Here is a 24,786-nt window from a genome sequence, read left to right as displayed (position 1 = left end):
GTTATCTATAATTCACATACAATAATATTAAGTACCAGGTAATAATATCAGATGTTTATATCTGTTGTAAAGATGAGTTTTTATGTATATTTTGTAAAAATAGAAAAAGTGTGTTTACATTCAGTTTACATTTGTACTGTATTCTAGTTTTAGAAAGAGCAGTTTGGCTTAACACGAGGAGATGAACAGGAATGGAAGTTAGAAATGAAATGAAGAAAAAAGGAAGTTGGAGGCAGTTTTTACGCCTTATTCGAGATACAAATCCTCCGAAAGGGATTCTTGTTTTTGCATTGTTAATGAGTTTGCTTTCTACAGGAGCGAGTTTATTTATTCCGATGTTAACAAAAGGATTAGTAGATAATTTTTCGCTTTCGTCAATTAGTACAGGACAAATTGTTGGGTTAGTTGCCTTCTTTGTCATGCAAACCATTGCTGCAGGATTGTCTATTTATTTACTAAATTATATTGGGCAGAAGATTGTAGCTGGACTGAGAGAACGTTTGTGGAAAAAGGTGCTTGTTTTACCAGTATCTTATTATGATCAAAATAGAACAGGCGATACGATTAGCCGTATGACAAATGATACAGGTGTTGTGAAAACATTAATTTCTGAGCACTTGTCAAATTTATTAACAGGCGGTATTTCAATTGTTGGATCATTAATTGTATTATTTGTTTTAGATTGGAAAATGACAGCTTTACTCTTAACGGTTATTCCGTTGTCTGTATTAATTTTAGTTCCTCTTGGACGAAAAATGTATAAGATTTCAAAAGCGCTTCAAGATGAAACAGCATCTTTTACAAGTGTGTTAACACAGGTGTTATCAGAAATTCGTTTAGTGAAATCTTCAAATACAGAAAAAAGAGAATATGAGACAGGTAATACAGGGATACAAAAGTTATTGCAATTTGGTTTAAAAGAAGGAAAAGTGCAAGCATTAATTTCACCAGTTATGTCGTTTGTTTTAATGGCACTGCTTGTTATTATCGTAGGCTATGGTGGAATGCGAGTTTCTAGTGGTGCATTAACAACAGGTGAACTTGTAGCATTTATTTTATATTTAGTTCAAATTATTATGCCAATGAGCCAGTTATCTATGTTCTTTACACAATTCCAAAAGGCAATTGGTGCAACGGAAAGAATTAATGCGATTTTAGAATATGAAGTAGAAGATCATGAAACTGGTGTGAAGGTTTCGAATGCTAAGCAGTCGATAGTTCTTGAAAATGTACATTTTGAGTATAACGAAGATGAGAAAGTATTGAACAATATTGATTTCACAATTGAATCTGGAAAAGTAACAGCGATTGTAGGTCCAAGTGGTAGCGGAAAAACAACTTTATTTTTATTATTAGAACGTTTTTATGAGCCAACTGGTGGTGCTATTAAATTAGGAAAAGAATCAATTACGAGCTATTCATTGCAGTCATGGCGACGTCAAATTGGTTATGTATCACAAGATAGTCCGTTAATCGATGGAACGATTCGTGATAATATTTGTTACGGTGTTGAGGGCGAAGTGACGGATGCAGAAATTGAAAAAGTAGCAGCTATGGCATATGTTGATGCATTTATTCATGATTTACCAAATGGATATGCAACAGAAGTTGGAGAGCGCGGTGTGAAGCTTTCTGGAGGACAAAGACAGCGAATTGCGATTGCCCGAGCATTACTTCGAAATCCGCAAATTCTTATGTTAGATGAAGCAACTTCAAGTCTAGATAGTAAATCCGAGTCTGTCGTTCAAAAGGCATTAAATAACTTAATGAAAGGCAGAACAACTTTAGTTATTGCACATAGGCTTTCTACGGTTGTAGATGCGGATAAAATTATCTTTATTGAAAAAGGGAACCTTACAGGAAGCGGTACGCACGATGAATTATTACGTACACATGACATGTATCGCGAGTTTGCAACGCAACAATTGAAAATTAAAGAGGGTGCATTATAAAATGAATAATCAGTGGAGGTTGTACGCCGCTGATTATTCATTTTTAAAAAATATAAAAGATGCTTAGTAGAAAGGAAATGGTTCCTTTGATACCTAAAATTTTAATAGTAGACGACGATCCACATATTAGAGAACTCGTTTCTGTTTTTTTAGAGCGGGAAGGCTTTCAAACATATGAGGCAATTGATGGCATAGATGCACTTAGGAAAATGGACGAAGTAAAAGTCGATATGGTTATTCTTGATATCATGATGCCGAATATGGATGGATATGATGTATGTTTTGAATTAAGAAAATACTATGATATCCCGATTCTTATGCTAACTGCCAAAGGGGAAACATCTCAAAAAGTAAAAGGTTTTCACCTTGGAACAGATGATTATCTCGTAAAACCATTTGATCCTATAGAATTAGTAGTGAGAGTAAAGGCGTTACTGAAACGTTACCAAATTACAGTATCGCAATCGATTCAAGTTGGAAATGTACTGTTAAACCGTAAAACGTTTGAAGTGACACTGGGGGAACAAACGGTTACGTTACCGCTAAAAGAATTCGAGTTACTTTTTACATTAGGATCTAAGGCGGGAAGAACTTGTTCGAGAGAGCAATTAATTGAAGATGTATGGGGATATGATTTTGAAGGGAATGAACGTACATTAGATGTTCATATTAATCGGTTACGTGAGAAGTTCCAAGAAGAGAAGTCGAAATTTAGTATTAAAACGATAAGAGGTTTAGGGTATCGCCTAGAGGTAAGTAAATGAGAAAAAGAAAACAAATGAGTAAGTTGAAGATATTGAAAGTAATTGGAGCGGTATTAGCACTCTTTTCTTTTCTAACAATAATTTGGTCTATCGCATTTTATGTATCATCAAGTATTATAAATGCTCTTGAAATAAACGTATCGCCGTTTGTTACTTTTTTAATTAGTGATATGGTCGGCTTTGTATTTATCGTTCTTATTTGGGTATTGATCGGAGTATTAATGAGACCGAAGCGAGAGGCGATGATTTGGACTATTATTGAACCGATACAAAAAATTGCAAAAGGAGACTTCTCCGTAAAAATACGAAATGAAGAAAAGTATGATGGAGAAATTGGTGTGCTCGTAAAAAGTATAAATGATATGACAGATGAACTGAATGCGATGGAGAAAATGCGTCAAGAATTTGTATCGAATGTATCGCATGAAATACAGTCGCCATTAACTTCTATAAAAGGGTTCGCTAGAGCACTACAAGATAATAATCTTGCTGAGGAAAAAAGAAAGCATTACCTTACCATTATTGAAACGGAAACGACGAGATTATCTAAACTAAGTCAAAATTTACTGAAACTAACTCTTTTAGAATCGGAAGAGTATACACCAGAAAGAGTGACTTATCGATTAGATCAACAATTAAAGCAAATTGTATTAAATAGTGAACCGCTCTGGGCTGAAAAAGAAATTGAGTTAGATCTTGATTTAGAGAAAGTGCATATTACTGCCGACCAAGAAAGTATGAGTCAAGTGTGGATTAATTTAATTCATAATAGTATTAAATTTACTCCAAGCGGTGGTACGATTACAATTCGGTTAAAAGAACATGAGACAGTAGTGCAAGTGCATATTCGTGATTCGGGGATTGGAATATCAGAAGAGCAGAAGCAGCATGTTTTTGAGCGTTTTTATAAAGCAGATTCGTCCCGAAATCGTGCTTATGGAGGTAGTGGCTTAGGTTTAGCCATTGTAAAAAAAGTACTTGATCTTCATGAAGGAGAAATAAAAGTTGAGAGTGAGGAAGGGAATGGTACAGAATTTATTGTGTGTATTCCTAAATATGAAGAAAAGTAGTGTTAGGTGGAAAGATTTCTAACACTATTTTTCTTTAAAAAGGTATATATAGCTACTATAGTTACTTACAAGTAACCTACGCACATGAAAGTGCATCATTGCCTTTTTACATAAACATAGATACACTTTTAATATGATAAACAACAGAGAAGATTAGGGAGTGTTATACTTGGCAGAATTATTACAAGGTAAAAATGCTTTAATTACAGGAGCAGGTAGAGGTATTGGTCGTGCTGTAGCGATCGCATTAGCGAAAGAAGGCGTAAATGTAGGTCTTTTAGCTCGTTCAGAAGAAAACTTAAAATCTGTAGCGAAAGAAGTGGAAGCAGAAGGCGTAAAAGCTGTTATTGCGACTGCTGATGTATCTTCGTATGAAGAGGTAACGACTGCAATTGAAACGTTAAAAAACGGTTTAGGGTCTATCGATATTTTAATTAATAACGCTGGTATTTCTAAATTTGGTAAGTTTTTAGAATTAGACGTTGCTGATTGGGAAAAAATCATTCAAGTAAACTTAATGGGTGTATACTATGCAACTCGTGCCGCTTTACCAAGCATGATTGAACAACAATCTGGTGATATTATTAATATTTCATCTACAGCAGGACAAAAAGGCGCGCCTGTAACAAGTGCATATAGTGCTTCTAAATTTGGTGTTCTTGGCTTAACAGAATCGTTAGCGATGGAAGTTCGTAAACATAACATTCGTGTAACGGCTTTAACTCCAAGTACAGTAGCAACTGATATGGCTGTAGATTTAGGGTTAACTGATGGAAATCCTGATAAAGTAATGCAAGCAGAAGATATTGCAGAGTTTATCGTAGCACAGCTGAAATTAAATAAACGTACATTTATTAAATCAGCAGGACTTTGGTCTACTAATCCGTAAGGGCTACATGTATTAACAAAGAAGGGACATCTATTCTGTAATGGAGTGGGTGTTCCTTCTTTATTTTTTGTATATAAAACGGAATTTTCGGTATAATCAAGTGTGAATGGTAGAAAAGCATAAAAAAACTTTAAGGGGATGGTATATACATGAGTACGATTGAGAAATGGTCGGCTGTTGATCAATATATGAGTGATGTATTAATACCAAAAGATTCTACATTAGAAGAAGTCCTTCAAGCGAATGCTGCAGCAAATTTGCCAACACATGATGTATCGCCAACGCAAGGGGATTTTTTACAACTATTAGTACAAATTCAAGGGGCTCGTAACATTTTAGAGATTGGTACTTTAGGTGGATATAGCACGATATGTCTTGCAAGAGCATTGCCATCTGGAGGGCGCATTGTTACATTAGAAGCAAGTGAAAAGCATGCCGAAATTGCACGTAGCAATATTGAACGTGCCAATTTGAATGATAAAATTGAAATACGAACAGGATTAGCACTACATTCTTTACAGCAAATAGAAAATGAGAAGTATGAACCATTTGATTTTATTCCGCATTAACGGGCAGTAAGACTCTCACCTCAAAGGTAGACTGGAGCAAAGAAGTTAGGTGGGAGATCAACTGCCCGTAAACGCCCGATTGGTTCAACTAATAATCAGTGGGGATAAACAAAATAATCCGACTTATTTTTGAATGGGCACTGAAACTATCACGCCCTGGTACCATAATTATTGGGAATAACGTAGTACGTGAAGGAGAAGTTATTGACAATACTAGCAGTGATTACAAGGGATACGTCGTTTCTATGAATTGATAGCTGCAGAGCCGCGTGTAAGTGCTACAGCGCTTCAAACTGTCGGAAGTAAAGGATATGATGGATTTGTAATGGCAGTCGTAAAAAAATGATGTAAGGGGATAAATAGAATGAAAAAGATGTTTGAAAAATTATAACGTGTAGCGTGTACATTACAGTTAACTCGTGGGCCTCCTATATACATAACACTATATTTTATATTAAAAAATTGGAGGTTTGTAAGTAGATGAGAACTGAAAAAGAAATGTTAGACTTAATTATAAATACAGCAAAAGAGGATGAAAGAATCCGAGCAGTCATCATGAATGGATCACGTGTAAATCCAAATGTGAAAAGAGATTGTTTTCAAGACTATGATATTATGTATGTTGTAAAAGATATGCAATCGTTTACGTCTAATCATAATTGGATTCATAGATTTGGAGAAATAATGATTGTCCAAATGCCGGAAGAAATGTCGTTACTTCCAGCAGATGAAGACGGTAAGTTTCCATATTTAATGCAGTTTATTGATGGGAATCGGATTGATTTAACGTTAGTTCCAGCTGAATTAATACATACATTCGTTGGACAAGATAGTTTAAGTAAACTGCTTCTTGATAAAGATAATTGTCTGGAAGAATTCCGACCAGCAAGCGATAAAGATTACTTAGTAAAAAAGCCTACAGAAAAAGAGTTTTTAGATTGCTGTAATGAATTTTGGTGGTGTAGTACAAATGTAGGAAAAGGGTTATGGCGCGAGGAGCTTTCTTATGCGAAAGGAATGCTTGAAGGCCCAATGCGAGATATGTTGGTTGTAATGCTAGAGTGGCATATTGGTATGAAAACAAAGTTTACAGCTAATGCTGGGAAGTTTGGGAAGTATTTCGAACAATATGTTGAAAAAGATGTCTGGGAGCAGTTTAAAAGGACATTTTCAAATGCAGAGTATGAAAATATTTGGGATTCATTTTTCATAATGGGTGATTTATTTAGGAAAGTTGCGAACGAAATTGCTAACACTTATGAATATCAATATCCGCAAGATGATGATAACAAAGTGACGAGTTATTTAAAGCATGTAAGAAAATTACCGAAAGATAGTAAAGTAATTTATTAAGTATATAAATCAGTAAGACTGTCCTAATTACGGACAGTCTTATTTTTGTTCAGGAATCAGAATTTCTCTAACAAAGTACAGATGAATCACATATGAAATTTTAGGGAGGTTTTTATCATGTATTATTTTTATTCACCAGAAATGTTCGTTCCATTTCCTTTAGGACTTAAACGTAATATTTCGTACGCTTATATGCCATATCATTCATTTTATTATGGAGACTATGTAAATGCGCTACCATACGCATTACATGTTCCTCAAAATTATGAAGCCCAAATGAAAGAAGAGGATCGTGGATCATGGACACCATTTTCATGGGTCGAAAAATATGCGTATGCATTTTCAGGACCATACAATAAAGCGGAAGTAGCTCTTACATTTGATGATGGACCAGATTTAGTATTTACGCCAAAAATTTTAGATAAGTTAAAACAACATAATGTGAAAGCTACTTTTTTCTTGCTCGGTGAAAATGCAGAAAAGTTTCCGAACGTAGTAAAGCGTATTGCAAATGAAGGGCATGTAATTGGTAATCATACGTATAGTCATCCAAATTTAGCGAAAGTAAATGAGGCTGAGTACCATAATCAAATTATAAAAACGGAAGAAATATTAAATCGGTTAGCTGGTTATGCACCGAAGTTTATACGTCCGCCTTACGGTGAAATACTTGAAAATCAATTGAAGTGGGCAACAGAGCAAAATTTTATGATTGTACAGTGGAGTGTCGATACAGTTGATTGGAAAGGGGTAAGTGCTGATACAATTACAAATAATGTGTTAGGGAATTCATTTCCAGGTAGTGTCATACTTCAGCATTCAACTCCAGGTGGACATTTGCAAGGATCTGTAGATGCGCTAGACAAAATCATTCCACAGTTGAAAACGAAAGGAGCACGCTTTGTAACACTTCCAAGTATGTTCCAGACATCTAAAGAGAGAAAATGAAAATGTTAATAATTGGAATATTGATAATTGTATAGTATAATGAAGGTGTAAATTAGGGGGTGGATATAATTGATGTATGCACTAGTAAACATAGGAATAAGCATGTTGATCGGTATTATATTTATATTTGCTGCACGTATTCTTCAAAAGAATCCACCGACAGATATTAACGCAGCGTATGGTTATCGGACGAAACGGTCTATGAAAAATAAGAAGTTATGGGATGCAGGTAACAGGTATAGTGCAGAAGTGATGAAACAAAATGGGTTCATTATGATGTTGATAGGAAGTGTTATTAGTATACTGTTTAGCTATCCCCATACAACGTTAGCGATAATGATCTTTATGTTAGTACTAATCATTCGCTTATTCATACGAGTAGAGAAAAGTTTGAAGACACTTGAGCAATAATGAAAAATAGGACTCCCGGCCAATATGGGTAGGGAGTCCTATTCTATTTATTAATCATTATTTTTTAGTAATTCTTTTCCTTTTTCAACAACAAATTCATAGTATGTAAGATCATACGGATAAATATCTTCAAATGTTATTGTAATTGGTTTATTGTTTAAAACAGAAATAGCCGAAAAAGATGAAATCTCTCTTTTTAATAGTTGTAGAAAAGCAGTTGCATGTACTTTCATCACATCGTCTACTTCATCACCTGGTGCAAATGGAAGAGGCTTTATTACGTTGTGAAAATACATATGACAAAACTCACGATCAGTAAGATTTGAAATTTCATAATCTATTTTATAGATTCCTTTGTATGCTAAATCAGTCGTTTGAAAGGAAAGCCCCAATTCTTCTTCAATTTCACGAAGGCCGCCAATTTGTACGTCTTCATCATGCATAATATGTCCAGCTGAAGTAATATCCCATATACCCGGAGTTTCTTTTTTATTTTTAGAGCGTAATTGGAAATATAAGAACATATCTTCATCATCTTTTTCTACAAACCAGCAATGGAATGTTTCGTGCCAATCACCGTCACGATGCACTTCATCACGTAATTTCTTTCCAAGTGTATTTTTTTCAGAATCAAATATCGTTAACCACTCTGTCATTTTAATTCCCCTTTCTGCAAATTTTATTATACAATAATCGTATTGAATTTTGGGAAAATAAAGAAAAAAAGGAGTGGTTATAAATGGGGATAGAAAGTAAGGAAATAAAATCGATTATTTCAACAGAGGAAGCATTACGACAAATATTGGGGCAACCAAGTGAGCGAGCTTTGAAAAAAGTTATTTCATCACTTGATCATCATTGTGTAGATTTTCTGTCTAAATCTCCTTTTCTAGTATTATCTACTGCAAATAAATTAGGAGAGTGTGATGCTTCGCCAAGAGGGGATGCACCTGGATTTGTATATGTATTGAATAAAAATAAAATTATCATTCCGGAAAGACCGGGCAATCGTCGTATAGACGCCATTTTAAATATTATTTCAAATCCGCACGTAGGGTTAATCTTTTTTATTCCTGGTCTTGGGGAAACACTCCGAATAAACGGTAAAGCATATATTACAAACGATGAAGAAATTTTGAAAGAGATGCAGGTGAATGGACGTAATCCGTTACTTGGAATTGTTGTTGAAATAGAAGAATGCTACATTCATTGTGCAAAAGCTTTTATTCGTTCTAAGATGTGGGATCCAGAATCTTGGTTAAATAAAAAAGGGTTACCTTCAGCAGCAAAAATGTTGTTGGAGCATGCGAAAGTGAATACTTCAGAAGAAGATGTTGCACGTTCTTTAGAAGAAAGTTATACGAAAAGATTGTATTAAAAATCCTTTATTAGTATAGTTTTAAAAGGAAGAGATCTACTCGTTTTAGAATGGAATACTTTTATGTGAAACATTAATTTACAAGTTGGGAAATTGCGAAATAGGTAAATAGATTGGCCGGCATAAAATATTATTGTGAAATATAATAAAAAATGATCTTGAAAATAGTTAATAAAAATAGGCTTGCTTTTTAAAAATTTGATAACTATAATAAGTTAACAAATAGACATGAACGAAAAAGTAATGACAAGGACACGAAATCATTTTTACGGTTTACAGAGAGGGAAGTCAAGGGTGTGAGCTTCCTAACACGAGAAATGATTTTACCACCTTTGAACTTCAATAGTGAAAGAGTAATCTAGTAATTATTGACGGTATCAGCCGTTATCTGAACTTGAGCAATCTAGGAGGAGATACGTCTAGATTGGAACAAGGGTGGAACCACGAAAACACATTCGTCCCTTTCCTAGGGATGAGTGTGTTTTTTTATGGCCTTAGAGATTGAAAATTTGAAATAATTAAAAAATGGTATTGATTTTGTTTTTTATGCGAGTATAATGAGTTAACAAATAAACATGAACGAAAAAGTAACGATAAGGACACGAAATCATTTTTACGGTTTACAGAGAGGGAAGCCAAGGGTGTGAGCTTCCTAACACGAGAAATGATTTTACCACCTTTGAACTTCAATAGTGAAAGAGTAATCTAGTAATTATTGACGGTATCAGCCGTTATCTGAACTTGAGCAATCTAGGAGGAGATACGTCTAGATTGGAACAAGGGTGGAACCACGAAAACACATTCGTCCCTTTCCTAGGGATGAGTGTGTTTTTTTATCCCGCATTAACGGTCAGTAAGACTCCCATCTCAAAATTTGGCAGATGCGAGGGAGTTAGATGGGAGATCAACTGTCCGTAAAAGCCCGATTGGTTCAACTAATAATCAGTGAGGAATGGACAAAATCTCCACTGATTAAAGTTTCACTTTATTACTTTGAAAGGAGGTGCTGTAACATGAAACGATTCGTACGTACGGAAATAACCACCACCTGCATGATTAAAAAGCAGAACAAGGTGATTGATAGAGATAAAAAATAAAATTGTAGGAGGAGATTAGAAGATGCATAACGTTATTAATGTTGGGGTGTTAGGATTAGGTACAGTCGGAAGTGGTGTTGTCCACATTTTGAAAGAACATTATAAAAAAATCGCAATTGATACAGGATACGAAGTGAAAGTAAAAACAGTCGTTGTACGTGATTTGGAAAAAGAACGCGATGTTTGTATTAATGGAATTGCAGTAACAAGTCATGCAGATGAAGTTCTAAATGATTCAAATATTGATATTGTAGTAGAGGTAATGGGCGGAATTGAAGAAGCAAAACAGCATATTGTTAAGGCTTTACGAAATAAGAAGCATGTCGTAACAGCAAATAAAGATTTAATGGCTGTATACGGTGCGGAACTTCTTCAATTAGCGAACGTAAATGATTGTGATCTATGTTATGAGGCAAGTGTAGCGGGTGGTATTCCAGTGTTAAGAGGATTAACAGACGGATTAGCTTCAGATCAAATTGAAAAAATAATGGGAATTGTAAATGGAACAACAAATTACATGTTAACAAAGATGAGTCAAAATGGATGGTCGTATGAAGAGGCTTTACAGGAAGCACAAAAATTAGGATTCGCAGAATCAGATCCGACAGCAGATGTAGATGGACTAGATGCGGCGAGAAAGGTAGCGATCCTTGCGAATTTAGGGTTTTCGATGAATGTTTCATTAGATGATGTGCAAGTGAGAGGGATTCGAAAGGTTGAAAAAGAAGATTTACAAATGGCTGAAAAGTTAGGATTTACTATGAAACTAATTGGTAAAGCGGAGAAACAAGGATCAGCTATTCATTTAAGTGTAGAACCGACTCTTTTACCAAGCCGTCATCCGTTATCAAATGTAAATAATGAATTTAATGCAGTGTATGTTCACGGTCAAGCAGTAGGGGAAGTGATGTTTTACGGACCTGGAGCTGGGAAGTTACCGACTGGCTCTGCTGTAGTAAGTGATATTATTTCGATTGTTAAAAATATGAATCAAGTTCCGAAAAATAAAAGTGCGTTAAAAGAACCAGTGCCGTATGAATTACAAGGAGATGAAGAAGTTGTTTCGAAATACTTCTTACGTATTTCATTACAAGATGAGCCAGGGATGTTGCAAAAAGTAACAGAATGTTTCGTTAATTATTCTGTAAGTTTAAAAGAAGTGATTCAATTACCTTTGAATCGTGAGCTTGCAGAAGTCGTTGTTGTGACACATCAAACTTCAAAATATCAATTCGAAAAAGTTTTAGGAGCAATAGAAGCTGTCGCAAGTGAAATAAACAGTTATTACATTATTGAGGAGGAAAAACAATATGTATAAAGGACTATTAAAACAGTATGCTGCTTATTTACCAGTAAATGAAAACACACCTGATGTCAGTTTAATGGAAGGGAATACACCTCTAATTCCATTATTAAATATATCAAAACAATTAGGGATTCACTTATATGGTAAGTATGAAGGAGCGAATCCAACAGGTTCTTTTAAAGATCGTGGTATGGTAATGGCGGTTGCTAAAGCGAAAGAAGAAGGTTCTGAGGCAATCATTTGTGCATCAACAGGTAATACATCGGCAGCGGCTGCAGCATATGCGGCACGCCTCGGAATGAAATGTATTATCGTAATCCCGGAAGGAAAGATTGCGCATGGAAAATTAGCGCAAGCAGTCGCTTATGGAGCTGAAATCATTTCAATAGAAGGAAATTTTGATGATGCACTTAAGGCTGTAAGAAACATTGCTGCGGAAGAGCCAATTACATTAGTAAACTCAGTGAACCCTTATCGAATTGAAGGGCAAAAAACAGCAGCGTTTGAAATTTGTGACCAGTTGCAAAAAGCGCCAGATGTTCTCGCTATTCCTGTTGGGAATGCAGGGAATATTACAGCATACTGGAAAGGGTTCTGTGAATATGAGAAAGAAAAAGGCTACAAAAAGCCAAGAATTCACGGCTTTGAAGCGGAAGGAGCAGCTGCAATTGTAAAAGGACATGTAATTGAAGAACCTGAAACAATTGCAACAGCTATACGTATCGGTAACCCAGCGAGTTGGTCATATGCAGTAGAGGCTGCTGAGCAGTCTCGAGGCGAGATAGATATGGTATCAGATGAGGAAATATTACATGCATATAGATTGTTAGCAAAAACGGAAGGGGTTTTCGCTGAGCCAGGATCAAATGCTTCATTAGCTGGCGTAATGAAACATGTTCAATCTGGAAAAATCAAAAAAGGAGAAACAGTAGTTGTGGTATTAACTGGAAATGGTTTGAAAGATCCTGATATCGCTATTTCTTCTAATAAATTAGACATTGCAAGTGTGTCAAATGATATAGAACAAATTAAAGATCATATTAAAGGGGTGATCATGTCGTGATACCACTAAGCGTTCGTATTCCTGCTAGTACAGCAAATGTTGGACCTGGATTTGATTCAGTAGGAATAGCTTTGTCATTATATTTAGAGGTTGTTGTAAAGGGAACAGCTGATAAATGGCAGGTAATACATTCCTTTGAAGATTCAATTCCGACAGATGATAAAAATTTAATCGTTAGCACGGCATGTAAAGTATGTCCTTCTTTATCACCCCATATAATAGAAGTTACTAGTAATATTCCGCTAACAAGAGGACTAGGAAGTAGTGCCTCAGCGATTGTAGCAGGAATAGAGCTTGCGAATCAACTTGCTAATTTGAACTTAACGACTGATCAAAAGGTTCAAATTGCTACAAATTTTGAAGGGCATCCAGATAATGTTGCAGCTTCTATATTAGGTGGAACTGTAATCGGAGCACTTGATGGAAAGAATGTTTCAGTTGTAAGGATTGAAAGTAAGGAATTAGGCGTAATTTCTCTTATTCCAAATGAAGAGCTAAATACAGATGAAAGTCGATCTGTATTACCAGAAATGTTTCCGTTTCATGAAGCAGTTAAAGCTAGTGCGATAAGCAACGTATTAGTAGCAGCATTATGCCAAAAGCGGTGGGAAGTTGTAGGTGAAATGATGGAAAGAGATCATTTTCACGAGCCATATCGTTTAGAACTCGTACCGTTATTACCATCTATTCGTAAATGCGCAAAAGAATTCGGTGCGTACGGCACAGCACTTAGCGGTGCGGGACCATCTATTTTTATATTAACGCCGTATGAGAAACGTCAAGAAATCGCTGAGCAATTAGCGAAAGTATTTACCGCTATGAAAGTATGTGAGCTTGAAATCGATCATAAAGGGATTACTGTAAATAAGGAAGAACATATTGGATTATAAAAAGAGCTAGCATCGCTAGCTTTTTTTGTTGTACATATACTTTAAATCAGCATATAAAATGAAAATGAGTATTGTATAATTCAGTAAAGAGCGTATTAATTTTGGAGGTGATTATATGAGTTCAAAAGAGTCATCAGAAGAAAAAAGAGAACGTATAAGACAAAGCGAGCTAAAAAATAACCCTACCGGATCTTTGAATGATGGGCTCAATAGAGCGGAATCAGGTAGCCCTGTTGATATGACAGGGGGCATGAATTGGAAAGGTACAGGGATATTAATTTTAGTGCTAGTTTTAGGATATATTATATACACTTACTTTTTCAGGTAAGGAAAGCCTAGTGAAACTTTAATTTGTTTAATCACATTATTTGTGAGAATAAAAAACAAGGATTAAAGTCCCTCTGTATTACATATTAAAAAATAAATTATAGTTATTTGAGAATTTTTTATACTCATAATAGAGTTAGCGTTATGCTAGCTCTATTATTTTTTGCCATATTCCTGTAACAAAGCCCCTGTATATTCAGGGATGGAGGTGCAGGAGATGAAAAAAATGATAGCGATATGTCTTCTTACAACTATGTCATTTTCGACTTTAGTCGGGTGTGATGTAAAAGGTAATAATGCTGTACAAGAGTCTAAAATAAAGAAAGCGACGTATAAAGATTTTACTTACGATGTAAATCCAGAGACTTTCACGTTAACTGTAGAACATGATGGTGTAAAGGAACAGGCATCGCAAGCTCTGCCGAAAATGAAGGTGTCGAATGTAAAAAAAGATAAGGATCGTACGTCGTGGGAATATCCAGATCAAAAAGTAAAAGTAAACTTAGAAAAGAAAAAAGACCACTTAAATATTGAAGTAGAATCGATTGGTGCAGAAAGCTTTACATGGCCGAAAGTACAGGCTGAAAATTATACACTTCCGTTATGGGAAGGTAAACAAATTCCAAGTAATGATGAGAATTGGAAGAAGTTTTTAAAGGATGATGCATATTCATTTGCTGAATCATTTTCTATGAAGTTTTTTGCATTAAATGGTTCGAAATATTCCATTGTATATATTGCGAATAATATATTTAATAATGAAGTGAAATTTCATTCGGATCCGAAAATAGGGTTTGATTTTATACATGAATTCCCGAGTATAAGTAAAAATAAAACATATGGTTTTCAATTATATGTCACAAATACTGATGCAGTAAGTATTGCTAAGCTGTATAAGGATAACATTATGGAAAAAGGTGAATTTAAAACATTACAAGAAAAGGCAAGAAGAAATAAAGAAATTGAAAAACTTTATGGAGCGGCTCATTTTTATTTTTGGAATCAAAATGGTTTATCAGCAAGTAATGTAAATTGGCCGAAGTTAAGAGAGCAAATAAATAGCCCAGTGTTTAGTCATATAAAAGAGCTTATTCAAAAAAATAGTTCAGAGCCTGGGGAATTGAATGTATTTGAGCAAGTAAGTAAACAAGACTTCATTGATAAGTATCAAAAAAATGTTATTTTGCGTTATGTAAACGAAGTATTATCAATGAAGGATTTATATAAAGAGGATATTTTCTCGAAAGTTGATCAGGAGGCTAGTGAGTTATTAAACAAAAGTGTAGATCACTTATCGAAAGCAGAACTGTATAGCTTAAATAAGCATTTATTAAAGTCAGTACTTGGTGATTCAGTTGAAGATATAAGTAAATGGGGAAACGCAGATGGAACGGATATAACAAAAGAAATGAAAGAAGCAGGGATAGACAAAGCTTGGATTGGTCTACCGAACTGGGAACAAGGATTTATGCAACCTAATTTTGTTACAGAAGCTAAGAAAATGGGATATTTAGTTGGTCCGTATGATTCTTATCATTCTATTCATGAGAAAGGTGATAAAAATTGGAACACAGCTTCCTTTAATGATCCATCGTTATATGAAGAGGCAACTGTAACGAAGAGAAATGGAGAAAAGGTGCAAGGGTTTTTAGGTAGAGGGCGAAAACTAAATCCAACATTATCACTTCCTAGTGTAAAAGAACGGATAAACGATATATTACAAAATGGCCCTAAATATAATTCCTGGTTTATTGATTGTGATGCAACGGGTGAAATTTATGATGACTATTCATCAAAACATGTAACGACACAAGAACAAGATTTAAAAGCGAGATTACAACGAATGGATTATATCGCCCAAGAAAAAGGTATGGTAGTTGGCTCTGAGGGCGGAAATGATTTTGCAAGTAGTACGATTGCATTTGCTCATGGAATTGAAACTCCAGTTATTAAATGGGACGATGAAGATATGCGGAAAAACAAAACAAGCCCGTATTATGTCGGTGGATATTATTCACCAAATCAAAATGTTCCAGAAAAATATGCAAAACAAGTACCGTTGAAAGAAGAATATAAACAAGTATATTTAAGTCCAGTATATTCGGTTCCTTTATATAAATTAGTATACAACGATTCCGTTATTACAACGCACCACTGGGAATGGGGAAGTTTGAAAGTAAAAGATGAGGCAGGAAACCGTATGCTATATGAGTTATTGTATAATGTTCCTCCTTTGTACCATTTAGATGAAGTAGAGTGGAATCAGCATAAAAAAGAAATTACAGAGCATCTGAAAGTTTGGAATGAAGTTCATAAAAAGGCAGTAAAAGAAGAAATGACAAACTTTGCATACTTGTCAGAAGATAAGCTAGTACAATCTACTTCATATGGAAATGATATTAAAATTATTGTGAATTTCTCAAATGAAGATGTGGAAATAGAAAAAACGAAATTAAAAGCAAAGACTGCTTTAATTTATAATAATGGGAAGAAAATCATGTATACGCCGTTGGCGAAACAATAATGTGAAATATAACTGTATGAATAGAGAGTTAATAAATAACTTGACTCACTATTTTGTTCGTTCTTTCAGTTGAAAGTCAGATTATTTGAAATGAAAAGGTTGATAAATCTGTAATTTCGAATGTTACGAAATGCTAAATTTTTGAAGTTAGTAAATAGTGACTTGCCAAAAATAAGTACGAGAGTATAATGTGAAATGGAATACATATTGAATCCACAATGTAACCTTACAAATTTGTAAGGTAATTGAAAGGAAATTCAATATGAAGATTACTAGACATACATTATACTAGGGAAAGAGAAAGAGAGGCGAATGGGTATGAGCTCTGAATTAGAACAAAATACGAGAAGTAATAAAAAGCGTTCTAAAAGAAAGTCAATAAAGTGGTTTATAATAATTCCATTGTTCTTACTTGTTTTTGGTGGAGTAGGATATGGGTCGTTAATATATAATAAAGCAAAAGCGGTTGTAAGTGATGCATATGCACAAATTGATAAATCATCAAAACGTGATAAAGAAGTGGAACCTTTAAAGGATAATATCTCAATTTTAATTATGGGTGTAGACGGTAGTGAAATGCGGAAAAGTCAATATGGTGAAGCGGTTCGAACAGATGCACTTTTATTAGCAACAATTAATAAAGATGATAAATCTGTTAAATTAGTTAGTATTCCGCGTGATTCACGTGTTTATATTCCATCTAGAAAAAAATTAGATAAAATTACGCATGCACATGTATTTGGTGGTGTTGAAAGTACACGAGATACTGTGGAAAGATTTTTAAATGTTCCAGTTGATTACTATGTGAAGTTTAACTTTGAGTCATTTGTTCAAATTGTAGATTCACTAGGTGGTATTGATATTGATGTACCTGTTACGTTCACAGAGCAAGATAGTAAAGACCAAGCAGGTATGATTCATTTAGAAAAAGGTTTCCAACATTTAAATGGAGAACAGGCACTTGCACTTGCAAGAACACGTAAAATTGATAGTGATGCAATGCGCGGACAGAGACAACAACTTGTAATAGAAGCAATTGCGAAAAAAGCAATGTCTGTTCAATCAATTAGCAAAATGGGCTCTCTACTTGATGCAGTTGATAAAAACATGAAAACAAACTTAACATTTGATGATATGCTTGCTATTACGAAAAACATGGCAGGATCGGATCTACAAATGGAAAAGATGCAAATTGAAGGTACTGATAAACGTATTGGTGGTATTTATTATTACATTCCAAATGAAAAAAATGTGAAAGATATTTCAAATAAACTGAATCAACATCTAGGTGTAACGCCAAAATCAGTTCTAAATGAAAAGTAAAAAAGATTGGCCTTTGCCAATCTTTTTTTATGGAAATGGATTTGTAACTTTTCTGTAACGATTTTTTATTCTAGAAAAATTATACTCATATGTATGAGATTATTGGATAAGCAAAAAGTAAAGATAAATACTGTTATAAGGAAAGATAACATATGCAAAAATGGATAAGCATTATGGGAATCGTCTTTATATTGACTGGATGTAAAATGTCTGAAGCTCCAACCAGTTTAATGGGAGCTCCTGCAAATGAAAAGTGGATTAATGAACTAAAAGAGCAAATAGATAAAGATTTGCCTGTTAATTATCGGTTGCTTACTCCAAAGTCTAATAAAGATAAACAAATGATTTGGTCAATGGATTTTAAACAAGATAATAAAAAAGAAGCCATCGTATTTTATAAATTGCCGAATGAAGATCGTAGCGTATATTTAGCTGTATATGAGGAAATCGGCTATAAGTGGAAAATAAAGTCCACGCATAAATTTGATGGTGAGGATATAGATATCGTTGAAGTCGGTGATTTTACAGGGAATGGGAAGCGAGAATTATTAATTGGAATCTCTGTAAATCGTGAATCGTTAGAACATGTTATGTATGCTTTTTCAGAAGAAAATGATGATATGAAGGAGATTTATAATCGGCGTTACACGAAGTTATTTATAGAGGATCTAAATAGAAATGGTCTTAATGATATAAGCCTTGTTACTTATGAAAAAGATGAGAAGTTGACAGTTGAGCTTATTGAGCAGTTTAAGACAATATCAGAAGTTACATTTGATCCATTTATAAATAGTATTCAAAGAATACAAATGGGCAATATTTCTAAAACATTAAAGGCGATTGTAATTGATGCAGGAATTGGGGCTCATTCAGGTATAACTTATGTAGCAAAATTTGATAAGGATCATTATGAGGTACTACCTATAGATGGGAAAGAAGATTTATTCAATGAATATGTGGTGGAAAGTAAAGATGTAAATGAAGATGGTATTATTGAATTTGTTCGTACTGTACGACCAAAAGGTTGGGAAGATAAATCACATGGAGATAGTCCGCTCTTTGAACGTTACATACAGTGGAGTGAAGATGGAACGAAACCTATAGAAGAAAGATATATCGATATAGAAAAAGGGTATTTTGTGAAAATCCCTGAAGAGTTGATTGGGAAAATTACTATCCCAGATCAGCAGAAGGAATCAAATTCTCAAAAGTTTTTGGACGTAAATACAAATGCAATATGGCTTGAAGTCCAAATTTTTAAGCGGAAAGAATGGTTCAAAATAAAAGGATTCGAGGCAGCGGTGAAAACGGCTTCTCACGTATATGCAGTGCCGAAGCGATCAAAGTTTAAAAAAGTGAAAGCATATATAAAACCGCTAGCGGATTATCAACAAGAGTAGGGAGGTGGAAATTATGTCAACAATTTTAGTTTTAGAAGATGAAATGCCAATCCGTAGTTTTATTGTCTTAAATTTAAAGCGTGCTGGATTTTATGTATTAGAAGCTAGTACTGGAGAAGAAGCGTTACAGATTTTATGTGATCACACTGTTGATGTAGCGTTACTTGATGTCATGTTACCAGGAATTGATGGTTTTCAAGTTTGTAAAACTATTCGGGAAGAAAATAAAAAAATGGGCATTATTATGTTAACCGCACGTGTACAAGATGGAGATGTGGTGCAAGGACTAGGAATTGGTGCAGATGATTATATTACAAAACCGTTTAGTCCAGTAGAGTTAACTGCACGTATACAATCTCTATTAAGAAGAATAGAAGTGCATAAAGAAAAAACGAATACAATTACGTCTGGTCCGTTTTCGTTAAATATTATAGAAGAAAGATTATATAGAGATGGACAATTGGTTGATTTAACACCTACAGAGTATATGATTTTACAATACTTAATGAATCAATCCTCAAAGCCGGTTTCACGTGATGAAATTTTAAATATGATTTGGGGAACGAATTACGTAGGCGAGACGAAAGTCGTAGATGTAAATATGAGACGGTTACGCCAAAAGATAGAATGTAATCCATCAGAACCCGAATTTATCCTTACAGTGTGGGGAAAAGGATATGTGTGGAAGGAAAGTATAAGATGAAACGGAAAGTGACTTTATATTTTATGACGGTCATTACACTTATGCTTGTATTGTTTGAGGTAGTATTTTCGGTCTCAATTTATCGATATTATTATAATGGTATTGTGCAATATATAGAATCTCATGCGAAGACGAGTACTCGATTTTTCTCAGAATACAATTCATTATATTTTATTCGTTTGCAAGAATATAGTGGTGACATAATTAGTAGTTTTCAATTAGATGGAACGGAATTACAGTTAATTGATCGTCATGGTTCGGTTATACAATCTTCAAGTGGTGAAAAAGTAGAAGGTAAAGTGAATATCCCACAATCTTTATTGGAAGGTGAAATGTATAATCAAGTTACTACTACGAAAGATAATGAAAAACAACTAGAAGTGCTAAGCCCACTTATACATCAAGGACAAACAATCGGTGTTTTAAAATATACGACAGTATTAACACATGTGAATGCAAAGATTATTGAAATTATTATGTTTACTATTGCCGTTGGTATTGTTATTTCATGTATTGTCTTCTCAATTAGTAGACGCTTGGCAAATTCTTTTGTTGAGCCAATTGAATCTATCATTCAAGCTTCTTCACAAATCGCAGAAGGAACGTTGAAAAATAAAATTAAAGAAGATTATCCTGGTGAATTAGGTGAATTAGCACATAGTTTAAACTATATGTCTGATAAAATAGAAAAAGCGGAACAGATGAAAAATGAATTTATCGCTTCTATTTCTCATGAAATACGAACACCTTTAACAGGAATTAAAGGTTGGAGTGAGACGCTTAAAACAGTAGAACATTTAACAGAAGAAGAAATCAAGCAAGGTATGGGGATTATTTCCGGTGAGACAGACCGATTGATTCATTTAGTAGAAGAATTGTTAGATTTTTCAAGATTACAATCAAATCATTTTAATTTATATAAACAAAAGGTGCAATTGTACGATATACTAGAGGAGACGATTTGGCAATTAACTCCTAACGCTGAAAAGAAACAAATTCAATTCATTAATACTATAGAACGAATTGAATTGTTGGGAGACCGAAATAGGCTAAAGCAAATTTTCTTGAATATTATTCAAAATGCAATTAAATATTCACATGAAAATGGTACTGTATACATTGAAGCGACTAAAAATGAAGGACAAGCAGTGATAAAGGTGAAAGATGAAGGGATTGGAATTGCTAAAGAGCATTTACCATATATAGAGCAGTCTTTTTACCAGATTAATAATCATGCTGCAGGTGCAGGCCTTGGCTTAGCTATCGTAAAAAAAATGGTGGAGCTTCATAGAGGTACACTTAGTATTGTGAGTAAAGAAGGAATAGGAACAACAATTTTGATAAAACTCCCATTATAATACATATGCAGTCTATTTATCACGCTATTTGTGGGTAGTGAGATTCCCGCCTCAAAATTCGGCTAGAGCAAAGAAGGTAGGTGGGAAATTAACTGCCCGTAAACACTCGATTGGTGAAGGTTAATAATCAGTGGGGGATGAATCCCCCCACTGATTAAAGTTTCACTTTATATCGTGCAATAAAATAAATAGATGTATAATTACATTGGGTGATTTATATATAAGATTAATAGGGAGAGGAATTCGATAGAATGGAAAAAGCTTTTAATATGAAACGAGTAGTAGTCGTTTTAATAGCGGTTGCAGCAGTAGCTATTGGGTATTTTATGTTTCAATCAATTACTTCACCAGCAAAGGCTGTTGCAAAACAAGAAAATGTAGTACAGCTTGCAAGTGAACAATCAAAAGTTGAATTGAATAAAACGGCACCAAGTCGTTTTAATGGAAAAGAAAGAAAAGTTGCTTATCTTACATTTGATGATGGACCAGGAAAATATACGGCTGAATTATTAAATACGTTAAAACAGCATGATGCGAAGGCGACATTCTTTTTAATTGGAGCGAATGTAAAAGAGTTTCCGGATTTAGTGAAACGTGAAAATGCAGAGGGACATTATGTAGGTATGCATAGTATGACACATAATTTTGCAAAGTTATATAAAAATGGTGAATATGTAAATGAGATGAAAGAAGACCAAAGCTTAATTGCTAATATTATTGGAAAATCACCTAAATTAACACGTCCGCCATATGGTTCGATGCCTGGATTAAATGAAGGCCTTCGAAATAAAGTGGTAGAAGGCGGTTTTAAAGTTTGGGATTGGACAATTGATTCATTAGATTGGAAATATAATAAAATGCAAGTTGATGCAGCTGCAGCGCAAATTGCTCAAAACGTATTAACAAATGCAACAAAACCACAAGAAGTAATTTTAATGCATGATATTCACCCGCAATCAGTCGCTGCTGTGCCAGCAATTTTAAAGGGGTTAAAAGAAAAGGGTTATGAGTTTGAAGCTTATCATGAAGAAAGTCACTTCCCAGTGAACTTCTGGCATGATAACCGTATGTAATGGAGGAATGAATGTTGAAGTATGGAAAAGTAGCATTAGTTGGAGCGTTATCAGTAGGGGTATTAACAGGTTGTTTCGGTGAAAAGCCAGAAGAAAATTTATATACAGCTTTTGAAACAGCAGCGACACAAGAAAAGTCTTTAGTTGATGAAGCGAAAAAATTAGAGGGTTTAGAGAAGCAAGGTCAAGAACTATATTCTCAAATTTTACAAGAAGGTAAAGATCATAATGACGCAGTTATGAAAAAGATAGAACAAGCGACTGCAAATGTAGCTGACCGTGAAAAAGTATTGAAAAACGAAAAAGAAATGCTAGAAAAAGCGCAGAAGGAAACGAAATCCGTTCAAAGTAATATAGAAAAACTTGAAGATAAGAAAGTGCAAAAGCAAGCAAAGGCAGTTGAAGAGTCGTATAAAAAACGTTACGATGCATTCCAAAAGATGAATGAAAACTACACGAAGGCGTTAGCGACTGAAAAAGAATTGTACGAACAATTAAAGGTAAAAGAAACGAAATTAAAAGAGATTGGTGAGAAAGTTAAAACTTTTAATGAGTTAAATGGAGAAGCACAAAAGTCGAAAGAGCAGTTTAACAATTATACAAAAGAGTATAATGACAGTAAATTAGCATTTTATAAAGATGCGCAGATTAAGATTAAAGAACAGAAATAAAGAAAGTTCTTAATCGGAATATAAAGCCGAAAAAACATATAAAAATGTTTTTTCGGCTTTTATCGTTAAATGAATAGAAAAGACTGGAATAGATATCATAAAAGAGTTATAGTGAATTATTCGAAGGGAAACATTGTAAAGTAAGGAGAATGAAACATGTCATATGAATTTTTACTCAAATTAGGTTTAGCGCTCTTTTTAGGATTATTCATCGGGATAGATAGGCAGCTAAAGAATAAACCGCTTGGTGTGAAAACAAGTATGGTTATTTCTGTAGCAAGTTGTTTAATTACGATGGTTTCAATTGAATCAGTTCATGTATATTCTGTTCCAGGTCATACAAATATGGATCCAATGCGTCTTGCTGCTCAAATTGTGAGCGGAATCGGTTTCCTTGGAGCAGGTGTCATTTTACGAAGAAGTAATGACGTTATTTCTGGATTAACGACAGCTTCTATGGTGTGGGCTGCTTCAGCTTTAGGTATAGCAATTGGAGCAGGGTTTTATTTGCAAGCGACCGTTGCCATGATTTTAATTATTTTAGCGATTAACGTACTTCCGCAAATTGTGAAAATTGCAGGCCCGTATTCATTAAGACAAAAGGACTTATCTATAAAAATTACTGTAAAAGAGCACCAAGAATTAGATGGTATATTTAAGCAAATTAAAAAATTAGGCATGCATGTAAAACGAGTGAAAATTAAAGATATTGATAGTGGTGCATTTCAGCAATTGGAGATGGTTATTTTAGCTCCAGAAGATTTATATACAACTGAGTTATATAGTTCACTAAAAGAGATTGATCGAGTTGTTTCAGTTGAAGTTGAAAGTAGATAAAAAAGGGTGATGAAAATTCACTCTTTTTTTTACGCATAAAAAAACAGTTTGCTATAATTATTCTCTAAAGGGGATGAGAATGGTGGAGATACACATTAGAAGGGCGACAAAATCGGATATTGCAGCAATAGCAAAAGTACATGTGGAAAGCTGGAAAACAACGTATACCGGGATATTCGAAAACGAAATTTTAGAAAATGTAACATTTGAACAAAGAAAAAAGCAGTGGGAGGATATTTTTCAAAAAGAAGATAATTACCAATTCAGATTTGTAGCAGAAACGTTAAATGGAAAAATAATCGGATTCATTGATGGGGGAGTTGAAAGAAGCGGTACATATAATTGTGATGGGGAATTATATGCGATTTATCTGTTACAACAGTATCAAGGACTGAAAATAGGACAAAAATTATTTCAAGCGTTACTGTCGGAATGTATAAAAAATGGTATGCAATCTCTTTTAGTTTGGGTCGTTACTAATAATCCCGCTAAAAAGTTTTATGAAAAATATAACCCTGAAAAAATTGATACGAAATTTTTAGAGAGAGTACAGGTAGAAGAAACAGCGTATTGCTGGAGGAATATAAATAATATTATTATGTAAACTTTATGTTTTTAAAAGGTATACCTTTAATTGGTATACCTTTTTGTTTAACTCTGTTCAATCGATTAATAACGAGTAATGTGAAAAATAATGAATAGTTAACTTGAGAGTAAAAATTTTTCTATTGTATCTTTAATTAGATGAAATAAATGATAGAAAAGGAAAAAAATTTAGTTAGATAAAAAAATTCTGAAATATACTCTTGAATTGATAATAACAATCAATTAGAATCATAATTGATAATGATATTCAATCATTGGTTGTTTTATAAAATTT

Annotated in this window: 22 protein-coding genes, 2 pseudogenes and 2 other annotated features; of the genes and pseudogenes, 23 read left to right on the top strand and 1 reads right to left on the bottom strand. The window is 34.1% G+C overall.

Annotated features, from left to right (window positions below; translation table 11 throughout):
* Positions 1 to 191: 191 nt before the first annotated feature.
* From JDS92_RS04385 to JDS92_RS04350, 9 genes and pseudogenes are all read left to right on the top strand, one after another.
* On the top strand, positions 192 to 1,952 hold the full coding sequence (locus JDS92_RS04385; protein WP_097959138.1) for an ABC transporter ATP-binding protein: 1,761 nt from the start codon (positions 192 to 194) through the stop codon (positions 1,950 to 1,952).
* A gap of 86 nt (positions 1,953 to 2,038) precedes the next feature.
* Entirely contained in the window at positions 2,039 to 2,716 is a 678-nt protein-coding gene (gene hitR, locus JDS92_RS04380) for an envelope stress response regulator transcription factor HitR (protein WP_199631549.1), read from the top strand.
* Positions 2,713 to 3,786 carry an envelope stress sensor histidine kinase HitS gene (hitS, locus tag JDS92_RS04375; RefSeq protein ID WP_001231603.1) on the top strand — a complete coding sequence of 358 codons (1,074 nt, stop codon included), beginning with the start codon at positions 2,713 to 2,715 and terminating at the stop codon, positions 3,784 to 3,786. The genes hitR and hitS overlap by 4 nt, the downstream gene beginning before the upstream one ends.
* 169 nt (positions 3,787 to 3,955) lie before the next feature.
* Positions 3,956 to 4,675 carry a 3-ketoacyl-ACP reductase gene (locus tag JDS92_RS04370; RefSeq protein ID WP_199631548.1) on the top strand — a complete coding sequence of 240 codons (720 nt, stop codon included), beginning with the start codon at positions 3,956 to 3,958 and terminating at the stop codon, positions 4,673 to 4,675.
* A gap of 149 nt (positions 4,676 to 4,824) precedes the next feature.
* Positions 4,825 to 5,237 (top strand): annotated as a pseudogene (locus tag JDS92_RS31350) (O-methyltransferase); the annotation flags it as partial.
* Between the two features lie 110 nt (positions 5,238 to 5,347).
* Positions 5,348 to 5,590, top strand: a pseudogene (locus tag JDS92_RS31345) (O-methyltransferase); the annotation flags it as partial.
* Between the two features lie 134 nt (positions 5,591 to 5,724).
* Positions 5,725 to 6,597 (top strand): aminoglycoside 6-adenylyltransferase, encoded by an 873-nt coding sequence (locus tag JDS92_RS04360; protein WP_199631547.1) that lies wholly within the window; start codon positions 5,725 to 5,727, stop codon positions 6,595 to 6,597.
* 117 nt (positions 6,598 to 6,714) lie between these two features.
* Positions 6,715 to 7,545, top strand: coding sequence for a peptidoglycan-N-acetylglucosamine deacetylase (locus tag JDS92_RS04355; RefSeq protein WP_199631546.1), 831 nt, complete (start codon positions 6,715 to 6,717; stop codon positions 7,543 to 7,545).
* Positions 7,546 to 7,617: 72 nt separating this feature from the next.
* A complete protein-coding gene (locus JDS92_RS04350; protein WP_199631582.1) occupies positions 7,618 to 7,956 on the top strand; it encodes an SdpI family protein in 339 nt (112 codons plus the stop codon).
* 50 nt (positions 7,957 to 8,006) lie between these two features.
* Here JDS92_RS04350 and JDS92_RS04345 read toward each other — a convergent pair whose 3' ends face one another.
* On the bottom strand, positions 8,007 to 8,612 hold the full coding sequence (locus tag JDS92_RS04345) for an NUDIX hydrolase (protein WP_199631545.1): 606 nt from the start codon (positions 8,610 to 8,612) through the stop codon (positions 8,007 to 8,009).
* 83 nt (positions 8,613 to 8,695) lie between these two features.
* Between JDS92_RS04345 and JDS92_RS04340 the strand changes: the two genes are divergently transcribed.
* The 14 genes from JDS92_RS04340 to JDS92_RS04275 all read left to right on the top strand — a co-directional run bounded on the left by JDS92_RS04340 (position 8,696) and on the right by JDS92_RS04275 (position 24,510).
* The gene (locus tag JDS92_RS04340) at positions 8,696 to 9,334 is read left to right on the top strand and encodes a pyridoxamine 5'-phosphate oxidase family protein (RefSeq protein WP_199631544.1); all 639 of its coding nucleotides are present in this window, start codon (positions 8,696 to 8,698) and stop codon (positions 9,332 to 9,334) included.
* A gap of 234 nt (positions 9,335 to 9,568) precedes the next feature.
* Positions 9,569 to 9,800: a binding site (T-box leader), on the top strand.
* Between the two features lie 115 nt (positions 9,801 to 9,915).
* Positions 9,916 to 10,147 (top strand) — a binding site (T-box leader).
* A 306-nt stretch (positions 10,148 to 10,453) separates the two neighbouring features.
* Positions 10,454 to 11,749: a homoserine dehydrogenase gene (locus tag JDS92_RS04335; protein WP_085449901.1), complete on the top strand. Its 1,296-nt coding sequence runs from the start codon at positions 10,454 to 10,456 to the stop codon at positions 11,747 to 11,749.
* On the top strand, positions 11,742 to 12,800 hold the full coding sequence (gene thrC, locus JDS92_RS04330) for a threonine synthase (RefSeq protein ID WP_070173038.1): 1,059 nt from the start codon (positions 11,742 to 11,744) through the stop codon (positions 12,798 to 12,800). The genes JDS92_RS04335 and thrC overlap by 8 nt, the downstream gene beginning before the upstream one ends.
* Positions 12,797 to 13,690 (top strand): homoserine kinase, encoded by an 894-nt coding sequence (thrB, locus tag JDS92_RS04325; RefSeq protein WP_000612680.1) that lies wholly within the window; start codon positions 12,797 to 12,799, stop codon positions 13,688 to 13,690. Before thrC ends, thrB begins: the two co-directional genes overlap by 4 nt.
* 115 nt (positions 13,691 to 13,805) lie before the next feature.
* On the top strand, positions 13,806 to 14,018 hold the full coding sequence (locus tag JDS92_RS04320; RefSeq protein ID WP_000095428.1) for a DUF6366 family protein: 213 nt from the start codon (positions 13,806 to 13,808) through the stop codon (positions 14,016 to 14,018).
* Positions 14,019 to 14,234: 216 nt separating this feature from the next.
* The gene (locus tag JDS92_RS04315; RefSeq protein WP_199631543.1) at positions 14,235 to 16,541 is read left to right on the top strand and encodes a glycoside hydrolase; all 2,307 of its coding nucleotides are present in this window, start codon (positions 14,235 to 14,237) and stop codon (positions 16,539 to 16,541) included.
* A 318-nt stretch (positions 16,542 to 16,859) separates the two neighbouring features.
* Complete coding sequence (locus tag JDS92_RS04310; RefSeq protein ID WP_002093782.1) at positions 16,860 to 17,864, top strand: LCP family protein; 1,005 nt, start codon at positions 16,860 to 16,862, stop codon at positions 17,862 to 17,864.
* A gap of 152 nt (positions 17,865 to 18,016) precedes the next feature.
* Positions 18,017 to 19,264, top strand: coding sequence for a hypothetical protein (locus tag JDS92_RS04305; RefSeq protein WP_199631542.1), 1,248 nt, complete (start codon positions 18,017 to 18,019; stop codon positions 19,262 to 19,264).
* A 13-nt stretch (positions 19,265 to 19,277) separates the two neighbouring features.
* A complete protein-coding gene (locus JDS92_RS04300) occupies positions 19,278 to 19,967 on the top strand; it encodes a response regulator transcription factor (RefSeq protein ID WP_000104235.1) in 690 nt (229 codons plus the stop codon).
* On the top strand, positions 19,964 to 21,325 hold the full coding sequence (locus JDS92_RS04295; protein WP_000824522.1) for a HAMP domain-containing sensor histidine kinase: 1,362 nt from the start codon (positions 19,964 to 19,966) through the stop codon (positions 21,323 to 21,325). Before JDS92_RS04300 ends, JDS92_RS04295 begins: the two co-directional genes overlap by 4 nt.
* Before the next feature lie 251 nt (positions 21,326 to 21,576).
* Positions 21,577 to 22,398 (top strand): peptidoglycan-N-acetylglucosamine deacetylase, encoded by an 822-nt coding sequence (locus JDS92_RS04290; RefSeq protein ID WP_000409398.1) that lies wholly within the window; start codon positions 21,577 to 21,579, stop codon positions 22,396 to 22,398.
* Between the two features lie 14 nt (positions 22,399 to 22,412).
* A complete protein-coding gene (locus JDS92_RS04285; RefSeq protein WP_033658408.1) occupies positions 22,413 to 23,069 on the top strand; it encodes a YkyA family protein in 657 nt (218 codons plus the stop codon).
* A 156-nt stretch (positions 23,070 to 23,225) separates the two neighbouring features.
* The gene (locus tag JDS92_RS04280) at positions 23,226 to 23,906 is read left to right on the top strand and encodes an MgtC/SapB family protein (protein ID WP_000119505.1); all 681 of its coding nucleotides are present in this window, start codon (positions 23,226 to 23,228) and stop codon (positions 23,904 to 23,906) included.
* A gap of 79 nt (positions 23,907 to 23,985) precedes the next feature.
* Positions 23,986 to 24,510, top strand: coding sequence for a GNAT family N-acetyltransferase (locus JDS92_RS04275; protein ID WP_000229284.1), 525 nt, complete (start codon positions 23,986 to 23,988; stop codon positions 24,508 to 24,510).
* The last annotated feature ends 276 nt before the right edge of the window (positions 24,511 to 24,786 follow it).

Source organism: Bacillus cereus group sp. N12 (genome assembly GCF_016483575.1).
GTDB lineage: Bacteria > Bacillota > Bacilli > Bacillales > Bacillaceae_G > Bacillus_A > Bacillus_A toyonensis.
Note: the sequence above shows the minus strand (reverse complement) of the source record. Positions and strands in the feature narration are given on the sequence as shown.

What these genes read in the sequence shown, in the direction of transcription:
- JDS92_RS04275 (WP_000229284.1), top strand. Translation starts at nt 23,986, where the DNA reads ATGGTGGAGATACACATTAGAAGGGCGACAAAATCGGATATTGCAGCA.
- JDS92_RS04335 (WP_085449901.1), top strand. Translation starts at nt 10,454, where the DNA reads ATGCATAACGTTATTAATGTTGGGGTGTTAGGATTAGGTACAGTCGGA.
- thrC (WP_070173038.1), top strand. Translation starts at nt 11,742, where the DNA reads ATGTATAAAGGACTATTAAAACAGTATGCTGCTTATTTACCAGTAAAT.
- JDS92_RS04320 (WP_000095428.1), top strand. Translation starts at nt 13,806, where the DNA reads ATGAGTTCAAAAGAGTCATCAGAAGAAAAAAGAGAACGTATAAGACAA.
- JDS92_RS04315 (WP_199631543.1), top strand. Translation starts at nt 14,235, where the DNA reads ATGAAAAAAATGATAGCGATATGTCTTCTTACAACTATGTCATTTTCG.
- JDS92_RS04300 (WP_000104235.1), top strand. Translation starts at nt 19,278, where the DNA reads ATGTCAACAATTTTAGTTTTAGAAGATGAAATGCCAATCCGTAGTTTT.
- JDS92_RS04290 (WP_000409398.1), top strand. Translation starts at nt 21,577, where the DNA reads ATGGAAAAAGCTTTTAATATGAAACGAGTAGTAGTCGTTTTAATAGCG.
- JDS92_RS04310 (WP_002093782.1), top strand. Translation starts at nt 16,860, where the DNA reads ATGAGCTCTGAATTAGAACAAAATACGAGAAGTAATAAAAAGCGTTCT.
- JDS92_RS04385 (WP_097959138.1), top strand. Translation starts at nt 192, where the DNA reads ATGGAAGTTAGAAATGAAATGAAGAAAAAAGGAAGTTGGAGGCAGTTT.
- JDS92_RS04280 (WP_000119505.1), top strand. Translation starts at nt 23,226, where the DNA reads ATGTCATATGAATTTTTACTCAAATTAGGTTTAGCGCTCTTTTTAGGA.
- JDS92_RS04340 (WP_199631544.1), top strand. Translation starts at nt 8,696, where the DNA reads ATGGGGATAGAAAGTAAGGAAATAAAATCGATTATTTCAACAGAGGAA.
- JDS92_RS04360 (WP_199631547.1), top strand. Translation starts at nt 5,725, where the DNA reads ATGAGAACTGAAAAAGAAATGTTAGACTTAATTATAAATACAGCAAAA.
- JDS92_RS04350 (WP_199631582.1), top strand. Translation starts at nt 7,618, where the DNA reads ATGTATGCACTAGTAAACATAGGAATAAGCATGTTGATCGGTATTATA.
- JDS92_RS04345 (WP_199631545.1), bottom strand. Translation starts at nt 8,612, where the DNA reads ATGACAGAGTGGTTAACGATATTTGATTCTGAAAAAAATACACTTGGA.
- JDS92_RS04305 (WP_199631542.1), top strand. Translation starts at nt 18,017, where the DNA reads ATGCAAAAATGGATAAGCATTATGGGAATCGTCTTTATATTGACTGGA.
- hitS (WP_001231603.1), top strand. Translation starts at nt 2,713, where the DNA reads ATGAGAAAAAGAAAACAAATGAGTAAGTTGAAGATATTGAAAGTAATT.
- JDS92_RS04295 (WP_000824522.1), top strand. Translation starts at nt 19,964, where the DNA reads ATGAAACGGAAAGTGACTTTATATTTTATGACGGTCATTACACTTATG.
- JDS92_RS04355 (WP_199631546.1), top strand. Translation starts at nt 6,715, where the DNA reads ATGTATTATTTTTATTCACCAGAAATGTTCGTTCCATTTCCTTTAGGA.